Source organism: Pseudomonas sp. AC112 (assembly GCF_979253545.1).
On record NZ_CEEDCM010000001.1, the window covers coordinates 1,524,435 to 1,542,871 of the forward strand.

Sequence of the window (18,437 nt, forward strand, 5' to 3'; positions counted from 1 at the left end):
TTAAACCGGACGGCAGATCCAGTGCAAATAACGCCCAAGTCCGGCAAAGCTTGGGTGACGACGGTGAGCGAGTTCCATCTCCAAAAGGTCCTGCAAATCCGCGCGCGCCTGGAATTCGACTGGCATGTAGTCATGGAAAACCCGCACACCGCTTTGGCTTTCGACCTGCCAAAGGCCGTCGAGTTGCGCCGCCAATTCACGCGGGTCGAGGGGTTGTTGCGGCGTGAGGCTCTGCTTTTCGCCGGCCATGTCGTTCTTGCGCATTTTGCGGAAGTGGCCCTTGAGCAGGTTGCGGTAAATCAGCGCATCGCGGTTGTAGAACGCCAACGACAACCAGCCGCCGGGCACCGTGAGCTGGTGCAGCACCGGCAGGATCGCATGGGGCTCGGCCAGCCATTCCAGCACCGCGTGGCACAACACCAGGTCGTAGGGTTCGGTGAGCTGGCCCAGCAGGTCTTGCCAGGGCGCATGGATAAAGGTGGCGGTCTGCCCCGCGTCGGCAAAGCGTTGGCGTGCACCTTCGAGCATCGGCTCGGCAGGTTCGGCCAGGGTGACGTCGTGGCCCTGCTCGGCCAACCACAGCGACATATGGCCCAGGCCCGCGCCGATATCCAGCACACGCAACGGGCGCTTGGGCAGGGCCTCGGTCAGGTCGGCCTGGAGCACCGCCAGGCGTATGGCACCTTTGGCGCCCCCGTAGATCTTTTCGGCGAAGCGCGTGGCGAGCTGGTCGAAATGGCGGTCACTCATGGGCAAACCGCCGTTCGCTGTCGGCCAGTTTCGCGCGCACCACCTCGTTCATGTCCAGGCCCAGCTCGCTGCACAGCAATAGCAGGTACAGCACGATATCGCCGACTTCCTGCCCGGCATGGGCGAGTTTATCGGCGGGGAGCTGGCGCGACTGGTCTTCGGTCAGCCATTGGAAGATTTCCACCAGCTCGGCCATTTCCACGCTGGCGGCCATGGCCAGGTTTTTCGGGCTGTGGAATGGCTTCCAGTCGTTGTTATCGCGGATGCGGTGCAGGCGTTCGGTGAGGTGTTCGAGGTTCATGCGGGGGGCTCCTGAAGGTGGATAGCTTCGGGGGGATTAGCCTTGAAGGCAAGTGAACCTTTAGGCCGCTATCGCCGGCAAGCCGGCTCCTACAGTTTGGACTGCGTTCCCTTGTAGGAGCCGGCTTGCCGGCGATGGCGATTCAATCGACGACGCTGAACTCAAGCCGGGCCGTTTGACCGGCTTCATCGAGGACGCTGAGCTGGTAGCGGCCCAGACGCTCGAAACTGGTGTTGATAAAGTCCTGGTTGGCGCTGTCGCCCAGGGGGGCACCGTTGAGGAACCACCAGCGCCGTCCGCTGCCGCCCAGGGCGGAGATTTTCAGACGCAGTGCCTGTTGGCTGGCGGCGGGCAGGCGCAGTTGGTCGCCTTCGCGCACACCCACGATCGACAAAGGTGAAGACGCGGCGAGCGCCGGTGGCGGGCATTCGGGGTCGGCTGCAGGGATGCGCGCTTCGCGGCGCTCGGCCCTGGGCAGCCAGGGTTCCAGGGGCGCAGGCCACAGGGCGATGTTCTTGTGCTCGGCGCCAGGGCAATGGGCGTCGACCCGCAAGCCCTTGGCATTGACCCACACGCTTTCCATCAAGCCCACGCTCAAGGGTTGGTCCAGCGCCTGCAAGGTGGGCGGCGTGGTGTTATCCAGCGTCCAGGCGAAGCGCTGGCGACGGCAATTGGGGTCGCTGCGGCTCATGGGCTGGCCCAGTGGCCAACAGATCGCCGCCACGCCAACATTGGCCGGCACCGCTTTGACGGGTGCGCTGATACCGCGCTGGCTGTCGCGGTTGGTCAGCACGTCGTGCACCTGCAACATCAGCGGCGCTGCCGAGGCCAGGCCGAACTGCCCCGGCACCGGCGTACCGTCCGGGCGGCCGATCCATACGCCGATCAAATAGCGCGGCCCCACGCCAATCGCCCAGGCATCCCGAAAGCCGTAGCTGGTGCCGGTTTTCCAGGCCAGCACCGGGCGTTGCACCAGCTCGGCACGCGGGTCGCGGTCCGGGCGTGCCTGGCCACTGAGGATACGCCGCACAATCCAGGCGGATCCTGGCGACAGTAAAGGCCGTTCTCTAAGCGTATCGTCCGGCTGTAATCGAAGGGTGGCGCTCCTGCCGTCCCGGGCGAAGGCGCTGTAGCCGCTCACCAAGTCTTCGAGGCGGCTGCCGGCGCCGCCCAGGATCAACGCCAGGTTCGGCTCGGCCAATGCCGGCAGCGCCAACGGCACGCCGCCGATGCGCATCTCGGCGGCGAACCGCTTCGGTCCATAGGCTTCCAGCAACTGCACCGCCGGCAGGTTAAGCGAACTGGACAACGCCGTACTCGCCGGCACCGCACCGGTAAAGCCCATGGAGAAGTTGCCCGGCCGGTAATCGCCATAACGCCGGGGCACGTCCTGCAGCAGGGATTCGGAATGAATCAACCCATCATCCAGGGCCATGCCGTAGAGGAAGGGTTTCAACGTGGAGCCCGGCGAACGCAGCGCGCTGATCATGTCCACATGGCCAAAGCGCTTGGTGTCGTTGATGTCCACCGAACCGAGGTAGGCACGCACGGCCATGGTTTCCTCTTCCACCACCAAAATGGCGGCGGAGGTGTGCTCCGGCAACCGTGCACGCCAACCCAGTAGCAGGTCTTCGAGGCGGCGTTGCAAGGTGGCATCCAGGGTGGTGCGGATCAGCGGTGGGCTGTCGGGGCGGTTCAGGCGGCGCGCGAGCAAAGGCGCCAGGCTCGGTTCCAGGCGCGGGGCGAGCAGCAGCGGTTCTTCCAGGGCTTCATCGACGGCGGCCTGGGGCCACACCTGGAACTCGGCGAGGCGGCGCAGCACTTTGTCGCGAGCTTGCTGGGCGCGTTGAGGATGGCGGTCCGGGCGCAAACGGCTCGGCGCCTGGGGCAACACCGCGAGCAAGGCGGCTTCGGCCTGGGTCAGCTGTGACGGCGATTTGCCCAAGTACGCCCAACTGGCGGCCGCCACGCCCTGCAACGTACCGCCAAACGGTGCGCGGTTCAGGTAGAGGTTGAGGATTTCTTCCTTGGACAGGTGCCATTCCAACTGCGCCGTGCGCCACAACTGGCGCAACTTGCCATGGAAGGTCCGCGAATGCGGATCCAACAGCCGCGCCACCTGCATCGACAACGTGCTGCCCCCCGATACCACCCGCGCACCCGTGAGGTTCTGCCACGTCGCCCGAACCAGCGCCAGCGGGTTCACGCCGGGGTGCTGATAGAACCAACGGTCCTCATAGGTCAGCAACGCGTCCAGGTAATACGGCGACACCTCACGCGTCTGCACCGGATACCGCCACACCCCATTGGCATCGGCAAACCGCCACAACGGCGTGCCATCCTCAGCCAGCACCACCCGCGCCAAATCATCCTTGGGCAACGGCAACGGCCACATCCGATCGGCCAGCCAAATCAGCGCGACCACCACCCCAACAACCCCTACAAACCAACGCAAAACCCGTAGGAGCCGGCTTGCCGGCAATCGTGGCGACTCAGTTGGCACATTTGTCACAGGCACACCGCAATCGCCGGCAAGCCGGCTCCTACCCTGAACCCTGTACAATTAATGAAACCCATGTTTAAACCGGCAAACCTCTATGCTTATAGGGAACTAGCCCGTCGCAATAACAACCAAAAGCACAGATACGCCCACCTTCTCATCAGGACACACACATGCAGGTAGAAAGCTTTTTCGGATGGTTGGGCCAGGCGCTCGGTTCCATCATCCGTTTTATCGTCGACGGACTCAGCGGCCTGTTTGGTGCGCTGACTAATGCCGGTGGCAACTTCATCGATGGCCTGTCCCGTACATTGGGCATGGACACCTCGATTATCAGCATCATCACCCTGATCATCGGCCTGATGCTGCTGTACTCGGCCATACGCGCCTTCATGCGCGCGTCGATCATCATGGGCATCATCTGGCTACTGCTGGGCCTGTGGCTACTAAGCTGGGTCGTCCACTAACCCAAAACCAACACAAATCCCCTGTGGGAGCGGGCTTGCTCGCGAATGCGGTGGGTCAGTAATAGAGGCGCTAACTGACACTCCGTATTCGCGAGCAAGCCCGCTCCCACATTTGATCTCCATTTCAAGCTGAGACCTTCACCGTCCCTTGATCACCAGATCCGCCGGCGTATCCCCCACCGCCTGCCAGTTCGGCCGGTACATCGACTCCACCTGCGGCGGCGGCACCCGGTAAGTGCCCGGCGTCACGGCACGCGCCAAGTACAGCAAGTGCGTAGTGCCAGAGCCTTCCATATTGATCGCCGCCACGTAGCGGTCATCGCGGAACTCCTGGTGCTTGAGCGACGCATTCTGCATCGACTCACGCCACTCCTTTACCTGGCTGCTGGCGTTTTCCAGGCTGGCGGCACTTTGCGCCAGGTTCTGGTTTTCCAGCTCCAGGCCGGCGGGCAACAGGTCCACCACCAAGGCATCCGGCACACGCTGCTTGGCGCTGACCGCCAGATGCACCAGCACCAGATCACCGCTGTTGAGGTTGCGCAGGTTTAGCGGCTGGCCGTTCATGCCCAGGTATTCGCGGCGGATGCTCAGGTTGTCTCCGCCAGGCGCCGGTGGCACCTGTGGATAACCCGAGATCGTCAGTTGCTGGTACACCGGCGTCTCGCCCTGATTGCTCAGGCTCAGGTCGCTGGAGAGCAGCTTGCCTTCCAACTCCAGTGTCGGGTGCTGATTGTTCAATTCCTGCACGCCGCCACTGCCGGTGAGCGACACCTGCCAGTTCGCATCCGGCTTGGCGAACCCCAGGCGCCCGGCCAGGAACAGCGAGTTACGCTCCTGGGTCGACAGATAGGGGCTGGCCGCCAGCTGGTCGGATAGGGTGAACAAGCGCTCCTCACGCTTGCCCTTGGCCAGGTCGTTCTCTTCCAGCAGGGCCAGGATCATCGCCTGGTCCCGCAGCGGGCTGCCGTAGTCGGCCAGCCATTCATTGGCATTGCGCTGTGCAGAGAGCCCGGCGAGCAAGGCTTGGTCCGCGCGCGGCTGGTCACCCATCTTCTGCAACGCGATAGCCAGCTGTACCAACGGCAAACCGGAGCGCGCATCGCTGCGCCGTTCGAAGATACTGCGCAGCGCCCCCAACGGCGCCTGCTGACTGCGCGCCAGTACCATGCCGGCGTAGGCCTGCACGGCAAAGCGGGTGTGGTCGGCGTTATCGCTGTAGTCGACGTCGATCAGGTTGCGCTCCTGCACGTACCGCAGCAGGCGCTCGCTGGCCTTCTTCAACGCTTCAGGCGGCACGGCAAAACCCTGGTCGCGGGCCCGCAGCAGGAAGTCGGTGACGTAGGCCGTCAGCCAGTATTCTTCTTCGCCATCAGCGCCCCATAGACCGAAGCTGCCGTTGTAGCGCTGCATACCCAGCAGGCGTTCGATACCCAGCTCGATCTTGCGTTTGCGCTCGCTGTCCGACTCGCCTTTGATCGACAGGCGCTTGAGCAATGCATCGTCGGCGTACAGCGACGGGTACAGGCCGCTCGCGGTCTGTTCCAGGCAACCGTAGGGGTAAGCCTTGAGTGCGCTGATCTGCGCACCGAGGTTCAGCGGTGGCCGGCTCGACAGGCTCAGCAGCGCCTGGCGCCCCGAGGCATCGAATTGATCCAGGGTGCCCACCGGCAGGTTCCATGGCTGATCCTTGAGCACTGCACGGTAATGTTTGAGCAGTGCCGGATATGCAGGTCGCACACCCAGCGTCCATTCACGGGTGAACGGCGGCAGGTTCTCGCCCGGCAGGTCCAGGCCATTCACGGTCACCTTGACCTTGCCCTGGCCCAACCCGCCCCAGGCTTTCACCGGGATGCGCAGGGTGGTGCGCTGGCCTTGTTTCAATTCGACGGTTTGCGCACCACCGTTTGCCAATTCCAATTGCCCGTCGGCGCTCAGTTGTACGTCGAGTTTCTGCGCCTTGCCCGACAGGTTGGACAGGTCCAGGGCCAGCGTCGTCTGGTCACCACCGGCGAGGAAGCGCGGCGCCGACAGCTCGGCAATCAGTGGTGCAGCGATCACCGTCTTGGCCTCGGCCATGCCGTAGCGGTCGTCGGTCCAAGCCTGGGCCATCAGCCGCAGTTCACCGTTGAAGTCGGGAATATTGACGCTGACTTCGCCCTCGCCTTGTTCATTCAAGGTCACCGGTGCGCTTTGCAGGGCGACAATGGTCACGCTGGTGTCCGGGCGCTTGCCGCCCTTGGCCAACGCCGCATCACCGCCAAACGCCAGGCTGGCCAGGCGGCCCTGCCCGGCTTCGATCAACTGGCCGTAGATATCGAATTGGTCCACGCCATAGGCCTTGCGGCCGAACAGGCTGGAGTACGGGTCCGGCGTCGGGTATTCGGTGATATTGAGGATGCCCACGTCCACCGCGGCCACCAGCACATGCACCTGTTTCGGCACGCTGCCATCGGCATTGCGGGCGGCGACTTTCACTGTCAGTGGTTGTTTGGGGCGCATTTTTTCCGGCGCTGTAAGGGTCACCCCGAGCTTGCGCTGGTTACGATCCAAAGGCAGGTGCAGCAGGCCCACCGCACGTTTGGGGGTGATATTGGCCTTGCGCTCGCCCGGGCGAATCACCAGGGCACTGACGTACAGGTCATGGCGCGACCATTTCGGGTCGAGCTTCACCGCGAAGCTTTTGCCTTCGGCCGGCACATCGATTTCCTGCCACCACAGCGGTCCTTCAGCGGACTCCACCAGCAGGTAGCCTTTGCCGGCTGCCGGCGGCGTCACGGTGACGTTGGCGGTGTCGCCATCGCCATACGCGGGTTTATCCAGCGCCAGCTTGACCTGGTCAGGGCGCACGGCGCCGCCTTCGGTGTTGTCCTGGGCTTGGTAGCCGGCCCAGAAGCGCAGGCTGCTGACCAGGCCGGTTTGCGGGTCTTCCACTTCGACGCGGTAGGGGCCCCACTCCACCTGGAAGCTGACCTTGGCCGTGTCGCCAGCCTTGATGTTGAGGGTCTGCTCGTCGAGGTTGAGGAATTTCTCGTTGAAGTGGTAGCTCCAGCCATCACTCTCGGAGTAGTTCCAGTAGTAGTCACGGCGCTCGCGTACCAAGCGCACCTTGAGGTTTTGCGCGGCGAGTTTCTGCCCGTCCTGGTTGGCCAGCAGCACTTCGAATTCCGCCGGGCCATCGCCATTGGTTTCCGTGCCGTCAAACAACCCGCGCAGGCCCGGCAGTTGCTCGGCCGGCCAGATCGGCTGCACCAGGCGCCGCGTGATCGGCCGCCCGCCCGACTCTTGCAGGCTGGCCTGTACGATCAGTTGCAGCGGCGACTTGACCTCGGCCCACTTGCTTTCCAGGGTCAGTTCTTCCTGGCCCTTGGCGTCGAGGACGCTTTCTTCCAGCTCAAAATCCTGGCTCAGTTCTTCTTCGGTCACGGAGCCGAACTGGTAGCCCGGCAGCGACTTGACCGCTTCGCGCAATGGCCGCACATATACTTGCCCACTGACCCGGTTGCCCGACGCAGGCGCGCCATACAGGTAACGCCCGTTAACCTGGATCACCGGGTTGTCTGCCGGGCTCAACGCGGTGTCGCTGCCCTTGAGTTCCAGCGCCAGTCGCTCGGGCAGGAAGTCTTCGACGAGGAATTCATACAATTGCGGCTTGCCATCGCCCAGGTCAAACACCAATTGCCAGCGCCCGGTCGGTGCTTCGCCGGCCAATTGCAGTTGATATTGGTAAAGGCCAGACGCATCGGCATCCCAGACGAATTTGCGGCTCACCTGCTCGTCCGGGCGACGCACTTCGACACTCACCGGCTGCGGTTTGACGGCATTGCCATCCTTGTCCCGCAGCAGGGCGTTAAGCAGCACGGTTTCGCCGGGGCGATACAGATCACGCGGGCCAAAGACAAAGAACTGCAAGGGATGAGACGGTTGGCCGCCGATGTCGAACTCAGCCAGGTCCAGTGCCGCGCTGTCGAGGCGCAGCAGGCTGGTCTGTTCGCCCTGCTTGGCCAGCAGCACCTGGGCCTTCTTCGGCAGCGGCAATTCGGCGTGGCCGCCCTTCTCGGTCTTGCCCTGGCCCAGCACGCGGCCCTCGGCGTCGAGCACTTCGAGGTCAACGCCATCCAGTGCCTTGCCGCCTTCCAGCGCCTGGGTAAACACGTCCAGGCGATTGGCGTAGCGGTGCACCGACAGGCCGACATCACTCAAGGTAAACAGCGTGGCCGGCTGGGAATAGTTGTAGGTGCCCGAAGCACGCATCACCGCCAGGTACACGCCCGGCTGCTGCAATTGCTTGAGGCCGGCGATGGGCAGCAACAGGGTTTCGCGGGTGTTGCGCGCCGGATTCAGGTCGAAACGCCCGCCATAGACCAGGTCGGCCATCGGCAGCAGCTCGCGGGATTCATAACTTTGCAGGCTGGTGTTGCGCCCCCACTGCGCCAGGAACGACGGCAGGGACTCAGGCTTGATGCGGAAGAACTCGACGTCGATCTTGTCGACGTTCAGCGCGATCACCGGCAGGCCCTCGGCCAAGCGGGTCGGCAGCAACGTGCCACGGCTGGCGAAGCCGACGGTGGCTTGCAGGTCACGGGTTTCGAGACGGGCGATGTACTCGGCGGGCAGCAGGTTGTTGTTCACCGCCTTGAGGCCGGGATCAACCGTCAGCACCAGTTTGCGCTGCGGCTCCAGATGGCGCAGGCGCAGTTCCATCAGGTTGTCGGAGATTTCCCAGGCCCCATCGACCTTGCCGGACTTGCTGTCCACCAGATGAAGTTTGTCAGCGAATTTCTGGTCGGGATCCAGCGGAATGGAAAAGCTCACCGACAAGGTGCTGGCCCCGTCAAGCTGCACCTCGGACACGTCCACCACACTCAACTCACGCCCGGCGTACCGCTGCTTCAGCGCCGCCACATCCACCGCCGCCTTGGCCGGTTTGGGGGCCACTGTCGCCGCTGCGGGAGCGGTCGGGGCCGCCGGTTTATCGGAGGAATCGCAGGCGCTCAGCAGGGCCAGCGCGCAGGCCAGGAACAATCCTTTGTTAAGCATGAGGCACTCGTAGTGAGAGGGACCGAAGGATGAACTATATATCAGCCTGCAGAGGGCCGATGTGGTACTGGTCACATTGACCGACGGAGGGTGGTTTGGTTCTGGGCGCCCCCAAACCAGTCCAATTCCCACAAACACAGAAGCCCCCCCTGTAGGAGCCGGCTGGCCGGCGATGGAGGTCTACCGGCCAAACTATCCTGCGTCTGAAGCACCGCCATCGCTGGCAAGCCAACTCCTACATTTGCTCTGCGGTGGGACTAAGGGCCAGTTACAATGCCGCTCCACCTAGGAGCCTTGATGACTGCCCTGCTGACCGACTGGCGCCACCGCCCCACACACCGCCGCGTCTGGGCCCTGGCCGCGCCGATGATCCTGTCGAATATCTCGGTGCCACTGGTTGCGCTGGTCGACAGCATGGTCATCGGCCACCTGCCTCACGCGCACCAGTTGGGCGCCGTGGCCGTTGGCGCCAGCCTGTATACCTTTCTCGCCTGGGCCATGGGGTTCCTGCGCATGGGCTCCACCGGCTTCGCCGCCCAGGCTGCCGGGCGCAATGACGGGGCGGCGCTGCGGCAAATCCTGCTGCAAGGCCTGCTGCTCGCACTGGGCCTGGCAATGCTGTTGGGCACTGTCGGCATTCCGCTGAGCCATCTGGCCCTGGAATGGATGCAGCCCTCTGCCGAACTCAATCAACTGACTCAAGATTTTTTCCACACCCGCCTGTTCGGCCTACCCGCCGCCCTTGCCAGCTACGCATTGGTCGGTTGGTTCCTCGGCACGCAGAACGCCCGCGCGCCGCTGGCGATCCTGCTGACCACCAACCTGGTCAACATCGCCCTGAACCTGTGGTTCGTACTCGGCCTGGATTGGGGCGTGGTCGGTTCGGCACGTGCGTCCGTCGTGGCGGAATGGACCGGCGCCTTGCTCGGCCTGGCGATGACGCAAAAAGCCCTGCGCGCCTACCCTGGTCATATCGCCTGGGCGGCGCTGAAGCTGTGGGAAAGCTGGCGCCCGCTGCTGGCGGTCAACCGCGACATTTTTATCCGCAGCCTCGCGCTGCAATCGGTGTTTTTCATGATCACCGTTCAAGGCGCCCGCCTCGGTGACGCCACCGTGGCGGCCAATGCATTATTGCTCAACGGCCTGCTGCTGACCGCCCACGCCCTGGATGGCTTGGCCCATGCGGTAGAAGCCCTGTGCGGCCACGCAATCGGCGCCCATGATCGCCAGTCCCTGCGCCGCTCGCTGGTGGTGGCCGGGGGTTGGTCGTTGATCGCCAGCATCGGTTTCGCCCTGCTGTTCACCGTTGCCGGCCACCTGTTCATCGCCATGCAGACCGACATCCCCAGCGTGCGCGAAACCGCCGACCTCTACCTGCCGTATCTGGCCGTGCTGCCGTTGATTGCAGTGTGGAGCTACCTGTTGGATGGCCTGTTCATCGGCGCAACCCGCGCGCGGGAAATGCGCAACGGCATGCTGCTGACGGTGCTGCTGACATTGCCATTCGCCTGGGCATTGCAGGCCTTGGGTAACCACGGGCTGTGGATAACCTTCCTGCTGTTCATGGCTTTGCGCAGCCTCACTCTGTGGGCGATTGCCTGGCGCTTGAACCGGCAGGATCAGTGGCTTGGATAAACGCTGTCACCCGGTCCAATACCGGTGCCAACCAGCGCAGCGGTTTAGCGATTGCAGCCACCAGCGTCTGGTGATTGGTCTTGCCAAAATAGAACACCTCCACAGGAACACCTGACCCCCGCAACTTGTCAGCCAACCCGCCGGTATTGCGTGTGGGGTTGACCAGTTTGTCGTCCGTCGAGGCCATCAACAGACTCGGCGGTGCGCTGGCGCTGACGTGGTTGATCGGCTGGGAATCCGGCGGTGAATCAGGGAAGAAAAACACCGGTTTCACCTTAGGGTTTTCAATCGGCAGGAAATCATAGGGGCCGGCCAGGCCGATCCAGCCTTTGAAGATTGACGGCGTCAGGCCAACCTCTTTCAGCCAACGCGCATCCAGCGCCAGCATCGACGCGTTATAGGCGCCCGAGCTATGCCCCATTACATAGAGCTGGTGGGGATCACCACCGTGTTCGGCGATGTGTTGATAGGTCCAGGCAACGGCGTGGGCGTTGTCTTGGAGGAAGGCGGGATATCGCACTTGCGGGTAAAGCCGGTAATCGGCGATCACCACCACGATGCCGCGTGAGGCCAGGGCTTCGCCGACGAAACCATAGTCGTCCCTGGAGCCGCTGTTCCAGCTGCCGCCGTAGAAGAACACCACCACGGGGGCGTTGGAGATAGCAGGAGCTGGCCGGTAGATATCGAGTTTCTGGCGGGGATCATCGCCGTAAGCGATGGCAGAAGTTCTGGTAAACGTGCTGGAAGGGGTGAGTGCGTTGAGCACATTGATGGGGGAACAGGCCGCAAGGCATGCCGCGACGGCCAGGGTAAACGCTTGCAAGAATACTCTCGACATCGCCAACCCCTTATACCTGTGAAGACAGACTTATGTGGTGAGCGGGCTTGCCCCGCGCGAGGCAAGCTCGCTCACCACAAAGAGCACGTTGTACGCGGTTATGAGGACAGGTACGAAGACCGTGTCAGGCCCAAACGCAGCGCATCCAGGAACTGGGTACGCTCCGCCGCACTGATCTTCGCGCTCGCACACTTGTCACGGTAATGCGTCATCAACTCCTCCGGCGACAAGTGCACGTAGCGCAGCATGTCTTCGATGGTGTCGTGTGTCTCGATCCCGGCGCTGTACACCGAACCGTCTTCACGCTGGTAGATGTTCACCGAGTCGGTGTCACCAAACAGGTTGTGCATGTCGCCCAGAATCTCTTGGTAAGCACCGACCAGGAAGATACCCAGCAGGTAGTCCTCGCCTTCGTTCAAACCGTGCACCGGCAGGCTGGTCTCGATCGACTGCTCGTCGACGTACTGCTTGATCTTGCCGTCGGAGTCGCAGGTCAGGTCTTGCAGCACGGCACGGCGCAGCGGCTCTTCGTCAAGGCGGTGCAGCGGCAGGATTGGCAGTACCTGGCCGATGGCCCAGGTGTCCGGCAGGCTCTGGAACACCGAGAAGTTGCAGATGTACTTGTCGGCCAGCTTGTCGTTGAGCTCGTCCAGCACCTGGCGGTGCGAGCGCTGGCGGGCCTTGAGCGAGTTGTGCAAGCGGCGGCACACGGCGAAGTAGCACTGCTCGGCCAGGGCTTTCTCGGCCAGGGTCAGTTTGCCGTCGGCGTACTGGGTGGCCACGTCGCTCATGTAGTGAGTGGCGCGCCAGTAGGTTTCGGTGACCATCTCGATGTCGGTCGGACCCAGCAGGTCCACCAGCCATTGCACGGTTTCCGGCAGGCTTTCCTTGTTTTCGATGGTCGGGATTTCGTCGTTGTGTTTCTCGACGTCGGTCACCTGCACCACCAGCATGGCGTGGTGGGCGGTCAGGGAACGGCCGCTTTCAGAGAAGATGTTCGGGTGCGGCAGGCTCTGCGCGTCGCAGAACTCCTTGAGCATGCCCACGACCACGCCGGCGTAGTCGTCCATGTCGTAGTTGATCGAGCTGGCGTTACGCGAGTGCGTACCGTCGTAGTCCACGCCCAGGCCACCGCCCACGTCGATGTGGTCCACCGGCAGGCCGAGGTTGCGCAGCTCGCCGTAGTAACGGATGGCTTCCTTGAAGCCGTGCTGGTAGTCCGCCAGGTTGGCGATCTGCGAGCCCATGTGGAAGTGCAGCAGGCGGATGCCCTGGTCCAGGCCCGCCGCACGGAAGCGCTCGACCACGGACAGCAGCTGCGCCGCCGACAGGCCGAACTTGGACTTCTCACCACCGGTGTCTGCCCACTTGCTCGATGCCAGCGACGACAAGCGCACGCGCAGGCCAACCTGTGGCTTGACCTTGAGGCTGGCGGCCTCTTCGATCACCAGCTCAACTTCGGATTCTTTCTCGATCACGATAAACACGTTGTGGCCGAGCTTCTGGCCCATCAGCGCGAGGCGGATGAACTCACGGTCCTTGTAACCGTTGCAGACAATGGTGCCGCCCTTCGGCGCCAGGGCCAATACCGCCAGCAGCTCAGGCTTGGAGCCGGCTTCCAGGCCGATGGACACGTTCTGGGTGGCGATGATGTTCTCGATCACCGCCTCCTGCTGGTTCACCTTGATCGGGTACAGCGCGGTGTACTTGCTCTGGTATTCCAGGCGCTCGATGTTGGCATCGAATGCCCCGGTGAGCTGGCGCACGCGGTCTTGCAGGATGTCGGGGAAGCGCACCAGCAGCGGCAGCGAAAGGCCGCTTTTACGCAACTCGTCGACTTGCTCGTACAGATCGACCGGCGTGCTGTTCGGGCCGTTCGGACGGACTTCTACGCGACCGGCTTCATTGATCGCGAAATACCCGGCCCCCCAATGGCGAATCCCGTAAACACTGCGGCTGTCCGCAACTGTCCATTGGCTGCCATCGTCTTTGCGTGTGCGTCGTACGGACATCGAAGTCCCCTATAAATGAAGGCGAATGCGCCGCCCCTGGTTGAGGCTGGCGCAGTCTAAAGAATGAAAATGACGATTTGCCTGCGTGCAAGGTAGGACCCCACGCGCAGGACAGAGTTTAGACACAGGTCGGGAAGAGGCTCTCAGCCGCCGGACTTCTTGGCCTTGTACCCGAGCTTGATCAGCTCGGCCAACAGTAGCTCGACGTGATCGCCCTGGATCTCGATGACGCCGTCTTTCAACGCGCCACCGGTGCCGCAGCGCTTTTTCAGCGCAGTGGCGAGTTCCTTCAGCGCGTCTTCGGCCAGCGGCACGCCGGTGATGGTGGTCACCGTCTTGCCGCCACGGCCCTTGCTCTCGCGTCGCACGCGGGCAATACCGTCGCCTTCAGGGATCAGGGTCTGTTTGCAGGTACACGAATCCACGGGCTGACGACAGTCCGGGCAGTGTCGACCTGCGTCGGTGGAAAATACCAGGCCACCAAGGGCGGCGAAGGATGCGGCTTTTTTGGCCACCGGCAATCCTCTTGGGAGGACAAAGACTGATCGACACCTTCGAAGAGGTTGTCGACCGCGAAGCCCCACTCAGGCAGGGGCAGCGCTACCGAACCACCCTGTTCAGCCCCTACGGTGATTCCAGGGTGAAACAAAGGTGGTTCGGGTGAAAAGTCGCGCAGTGTAACCACAAAAAGGCGACTTGCTAAGAGCCAAATGGCGCCAATTTATGCAACTTTAGCGACGCAACGCCAGATAGCGCCGCAGCCCCTCCTGGGCGTCCGGGCAGTAAGGCTTTTGCTCGGCCTCCTGCAGGACGGTTTCGAGGGGTAAAAAGCGCGCTTCCATGACCTCTTCCGGCTGCAGGCGCAATGGCCCATCCCAGACGGCAGAGTAGGATTTGCACCATAGCCGGCTGTCGCCATCCTCGAAATAAAAATGGTCGTGCTCGACCAACTCCACTCCGCTGACGCCCAGTTCTTCCTCCAGCTCGCGGGCGGCCGACAGTGAATAGGATTCACCCGCCGCCACCATTCCACCCGCCGCCGTGTCCCAGAACCCTGGATACATGGCTTTGCTCAGCGTGCGCCGATGCACACACAGCTCGCCACGGGAATTGAACAGGAAGATAAAAGTGCAACGGCCAATCAGGCCGCGCTGGCGCAGATCGGACCTGACGAGGGTGCCGAGCAGGTTGTCCCGCTCGTCGACCCAGCAGATCAGTTCAGCATCGGAAGCCGCGCGGTGTGCGGCCTCCTTTTGAGTAGCGTCCATCATCAACCCTGGTTGAGGAGCTGACGCAAGTCGATCACTGCAGCGTTTGCCCGGGAAATATAGTTGGCCATCACCAGCGAGTGGTTCGCCAACACGCCGAAGCCACTGCCGTTGAGAATCATAGGACTCCAAACCGGCTCTTGCGAGGCTTCCAGCTCACGAATGATCTGGCGCACGCTGACGGTGGCGTTTTTCTTGGCCAGCACGTCGGCAAAGTCGACTTCGATGGCGCGCAGCAGGTGCGACAGCGCCCAAGCCTGGCCACGGGCTTCGTAGAACACGTTGTCGATCTGCATCCATGGGGTCTCCACCACTTCTTCATCGACCTGCGGCACCTCACCCGGCGCCAGCGCTTCGGTTTTCAATGCGGTGTTGAGCTTTACCCGGCCAACGCTGGCCGACAGGCGTTGCGACAGCGAACCCAGGCGGGTAGCGACATCGCCCAGCCAGTTGTTCAGGTTGTCGGCACGCGCATAAAACAACGCGCCCTTCTGATTCGGGTCAGACAAGCGCGCTTCATAGCGGCTCAGGGAATTGATGCCTTCCTGGTACTCCGACTCACTGGACGGCAGCACCCAGCTCTTGTTGTCGAAGTTGAAGCGCGGCTCGGCCTTGGCCAGATCAGCGTCTTCGGCCGACTGCGACTGCGAACGGGCAAAGTCTTTACGCAGGGCGCGGGTCAGGTCACGCACCTGCACCAGCACGCCGTATTCCCAGCTCGGCATGTTGTCCATCCACAGGCCAGGCGGGAAGCGGTCGTTGGAAATGTAGCCACCGGGCTTGTTCAGCAGGGTGCCGACCACGGTCTTGAGGGTTTCGACGGTGGTAAAGCCCACCACCATCTGCTTGCCGTCTTTTTCGGCGGCAATCTGTGCGTTCTGCTGGACCGGAAACAGCGCCGGCTCTTCGCTCCAGTACCAGCCCAGGGTGCCGGTGACCAACAGGTACAAGCCGAGCACGCTGAGCACGGCACGGCTCATCAGCACGGTACGAAGATAGCTGCGGTTGGCCGACTTGGGCTCAGGGGCGGGGCCTTTGGCACTGCCTGCACGATTTTTCCAGTCCAGCATGGCGATATCCTTTCAATCACTTGAGTTCATGCACTTGAATTGATGGCGTGCGTTCAAACACTCCGACCACAACCCTACCCCATCGTGCCCGCGCGTGCGGGGGTTTTCGCCAAACTGGCGCACAGGGAGCATTCGACTATAAAGGATGCACGCTTTTTACGCTGCGCGACCACCGAGTCAGCAACTGAATACGCGGAACACGTAGTTTATTGATGTATGACACTCATCCCATGGAAAAGAGGTGCTAGCATAGAGCCATCAGTCGACCTCAGCATGCACCCTAACTAGTAGTCAGGATATGACCGAGCCAGAAGACCCCAGCCGTGAGCGTCTCAAGCAGCACTTTGCCCAGCGGGTAATTCATCAGGCACGTCAAATTCTTGAGATCTGGCAGCGCCTGCAACGTAGCGAATGGTCCGGTACCGACCTTTCCGAACTCAGCGAAGCCAATTTGCGCCTGCTGCGTTTCGCCGAGCGTTTCGAACAACCGGAACACAGCCAGTTGGCGCAGCACATCGGCGAATCCCTCAAGGCGGTGGACGAGAACCGTGGGCGCCTGAGCAGCCACCTGATCACCGAACTCAACCGTTTGATGCAGCGCCTGTCCCGCACCGGCCTGCGCCAGGGCGACCAGCTGGAACAAACCTTCCTGCCGCCGATGCGCAAGCCGATCTACGTGATGCTGGCCGATCACGACCGCGCCGAGCGCCTGGCCAAGCAGCTGGAATTTTTTGGCATGAGCGCCCAGTCCCTCGACAGTGTGGCCGCGTTTCGCGCATCGATGGCCGAGCGCCTGCCTTCGGCCATTGTGATGGACGTGGATTTCTGCGGCACCGGCTTGGGCCTCAAGCTCGCCGCCGAAGCCCAGGAAGGCCTGGAACAAAAGCTGCCGCTGCTGTTTTTCAGCCTGCACGAAACCGACACCCCTACCCGCCTGGCCGCCGTGCGCGCCGGGGGCCAGGAATTCCTGACCGGTACACTGGAAGCCTCCAGCCTGTTGGAAAAGATCGAAGTGCTCACCTGCGTCGCGCAGTACGAGCCCTATAAAGTGCTGATCATCGACGATTCGCGGGCCCAGGCGCTGCACACTGAGCGGCTGCTCAACAGTGCCGGCATCGTCACCCGCACGTTGATCGAACCGATCCAGGCCATGGCCGAGCTGGCGGACTTCCAGCCCGACCTGATCATCCTCGACATGTACATGCCCGCCTGCACCGGTACGGAACTGGCCAAGGTGATCCGCCATAACGACCGCTACGTCAGCGTGCCGATCATCTACCTGTCGGCCGAAGACGACCTGGACAAGCAACTGGACGCCATGAGCGAAGGCGGCGACGACTTCCTCACCAAACCGATCAAGCCGCGCCACCTGATCACCACCGTGCGCAACCGTGCGGCCCGCGCGCGCAACCTCAAGGCGCGGATGGTGCGCGACAGCCTGACGGGTTTGTACAACCACACCCACATCCTGCAACTGCTCGAAGACTGCAGCTTCCGCGCACGCCGCGAGAACAAGCCACTGAGCTTTGCCATGCTCGACATCGACCACTTCAAGCGGGTCAATGACAGCCACGGCCACCCCATGGGCGACCGCGTGATCAAGAGCCTGGCGCTGTTTCTCAAGCAACGCCTGCGCAAGACCGACTACATCGGGCGCTATGGTGGTGAAGAGTTTGCCATCGTGATGCCCGATACCGATCTGGAATCGGCGTGCCGGGTGCTGGATGAAATTCGCGGGCGTTTTGCCGAGATCCATTACCCGGCCCAGCCCCAGGACTTATGGTGCACCTTCAGCGCCGGGCTGGTGGAGCTGTGCGACGGCTCCGACAGCCTGATGATGGCCGCCCAGGCGGACGAGGCGCTGTACCGCGCCAAGGATGCCGGGCGTAACCGCGTACAGGCCGCACGCACATCAAAGCAAAGTGCCACCTTTTCACCGGAATCGACTGACTCGGTCATAACCTTGTAATGAAAACGCAATAACTTCAGGCACTTATCTTTCGCCGTCGGTTGAAACCACGCATGCGCCTGAAGCTGCTGACCAATCTCAATACCCTTCTTCTAGTGGCCGTGTGCCTGGCGCTGGGGGCGACGCTGTGGTGGTCGCAACGGGCGCTGGAGCGGCCTTACTTGCTGATGGAGCGCTACCTGAGCCTGTCGCAGACCTTCCAGAATCAAGCCGCGCGCAATATCGACGACTACCTGGCCAGCGGTGATGCGCTGCGCTTGAGCAGTGCCAGCCAGAGCCTCGAAGGCTTGTTGCAGCATCTGGATGAACTGCCGGCGGACCTCGCGCAAAACCTGCGCCCGAGCCTGGTAGACCTGGACACATTCAGCAAGACCGACTTGCTGGCCGCCGGCAAGCTGGCTGGCGACCCACAAGCCTTGCTGCTGCAGGCCGAGCGCGAGTTGGGCGCGAACCTGGAGCAACTGAGCCAGTACGCCACCGGCGTGAATTCCCCCGAAGCCGCACGCTATCTGCCCCCCCTGCTGGCCGCCGCACAGCACCTGGGCAAACTGTCCCTGGCCCGCGACAAGCTGGTGAGCAGTGGTCGTGCG

The 18,437-nt window shown here is 62.6% G+C and carries 12 protein-coding genes; 3 read left to right on the forward strand and 9 right to left on the reverse strand.

Annotated elements, in window-relative coordinates; genetic code table 11:
* The 3 genes from AC0IYN_RS07305 to pbpC form a co-directional block, all read right to left on the reverse strand.
* Positions 1–750, reverse strand: coding sequence for a methyltransferase (locus AC0IYN_RS07305; protein WP_078046686.1), 750 nt, complete (start codon positions 748–750; stop codon positions 1–3).
* The gene (locus AC0IYN_RS07310; protein WP_025857622.1) at positions 743–1,051 is read right to left on the reverse strand and encodes a MazG-like family protein; all 309 of its coding nucleotides are present in this window, start codon (positions 1,049–1,051) and stop codon (positions 743–745) included. Before AC0IYN_RS07310 ends, AC0IYN_RS07305 begins: the two co-directional genes overlap by 8 nt.
* 142 nt (positions 1,052–1,193) lie before the next feature.
* A complete protein-coding gene (gene pbpC, locus AC0IYN_RS07315; protein WP_471840932.1) occupies positions 1,194–3,506 on the reverse strand; it encodes a peptidoglycan glycosyltransferase PbpC in 2,313 nt (770 codons plus the stop codon).
* Between the two features lie 218 nt (positions 3,507–3,724).
* On the opposite strand from pbpC, the gene AC0IYN_RS07320 reads away from it, so the two are divergent.
* Positions 3,725–4,018: a hypothetical protein gene (locus AC0IYN_RS07320; RefSeq protein ID WP_078046684.1), complete on the forward strand. Its 294-nt coding sequence runs from the start codon at positions 3,725–3,727 to the stop codon at positions 4,016–4,018.
* A 138-nt stretch (positions 4,019–4,156) separates the two neighbouring features.
* On the opposite strand, the gene AC0IYN_RS07325 is transcribed toward AC0IYN_RS07320, so the two are convergent.
* A complete protein-coding gene (locus tag AC0IYN_RS07325; protein ID WP_471840934.1) occupies positions 4,157–9,055 on the reverse strand; it encodes an alpha-2-macroglobulin family protein in 4,899 nt (1,632 codons plus the stop codon).
* Between the two features lie 297 nt (positions 9,056–9,352).
* On the opposite strand from AC0IYN_RS07325, the gene AC0IYN_RS07330 reads away from it, so the two are divergent.
* A complete protein-coding gene (locus tag AC0IYN_RS07330; protein ID WP_471840935.1) occupies positions 9,353–10,690 on the forward strand; it encodes an MATE family efflux transporter in 1,338 nt (445 codons plus the stop codon).
* Here the strand turns inward: AC0IYN_RS07330 and AC0IYN_RS07335 are convergent.
* The 5 genes from AC0IYN_RS07335 to AC0IYN_RS07355 form a co-directional block, all read right to left on the reverse strand.
* Positions 10,635–11,528 (reverse strand): alpha/beta hydrolase, encoded by an 894-nt coding sequence (locus tag AC0IYN_RS07335; protein ID WP_471840936.1) that lies wholly within the window; start codon positions 11,526–11,528, stop codon positions 10,635–10,637. The genes AC0IYN_RS07330 and AC0IYN_RS07335 overlap by 56 nt on opposite strands.
* A gap of 98 nt (positions 11,529–11,626) precedes the next feature.
* Positions 11,627–13,540, reverse strand: a complete 1,914-nt coding sequence (speA, locus tag AC0IYN_RS07340; RefSeq protein WP_078046681.1) for an arginine decarboxylase — start codon at positions 13,538–13,540, stop codon at positions 11,627–11,629.
* Positions 13,541–13,683: 143 nt separating this feature from the next.
* Positions 13,684–14,055 carry a translation initiation factor Sui1 gene (locus AC0IYN_RS07345; RefSeq protein ID WP_025857628.1) on the reverse strand — a complete coding sequence of 124 codons (372 nt, stop codon included), beginning with the start codon at positions 14,053–14,055 and terminating at the stop codon, positions 13,684–13,686.
* A gap of 216 nt (positions 14,056–14,271) precedes the next feature.
* A complete protein-coding gene (locus tag AC0IYN_RS07350; RefSeq protein WP_406599264.1) occupies positions 14,272–14,808 on the reverse strand; it encodes an NUDIX hydrolase in 537 nt (178 codons plus the stop codon).
* Positions 14,809–14,810: 2 nt separating this feature from the next.
* On the reverse strand, positions 14,811–15,788 hold the full coding sequence (locus AC0IYN_RS07355; protein ID WP_471844752.1) for a DUF2333 family protein: 978 nt from the start codon (positions 15,786–15,788) through the stop codon (positions 14,811–14,813).
* 388 nt (positions 15,789–16,176) lie between these two features.
* Between AC0IYN_RS07355 and AC0IYN_RS07360 the strand changes: the two genes are divergently transcribed.
* On the forward strand, positions 16,177–17,847 hold the full coding sequence (locus AC0IYN_RS07360) for a diguanylate cyclase (protein WP_406599265.1): 1,671 nt from the start codon (positions 16,177–16,179) through the stop codon (positions 17,845–17,847).
* Positions 17,848–18,437: the final 590 nt, after the last annotated feature.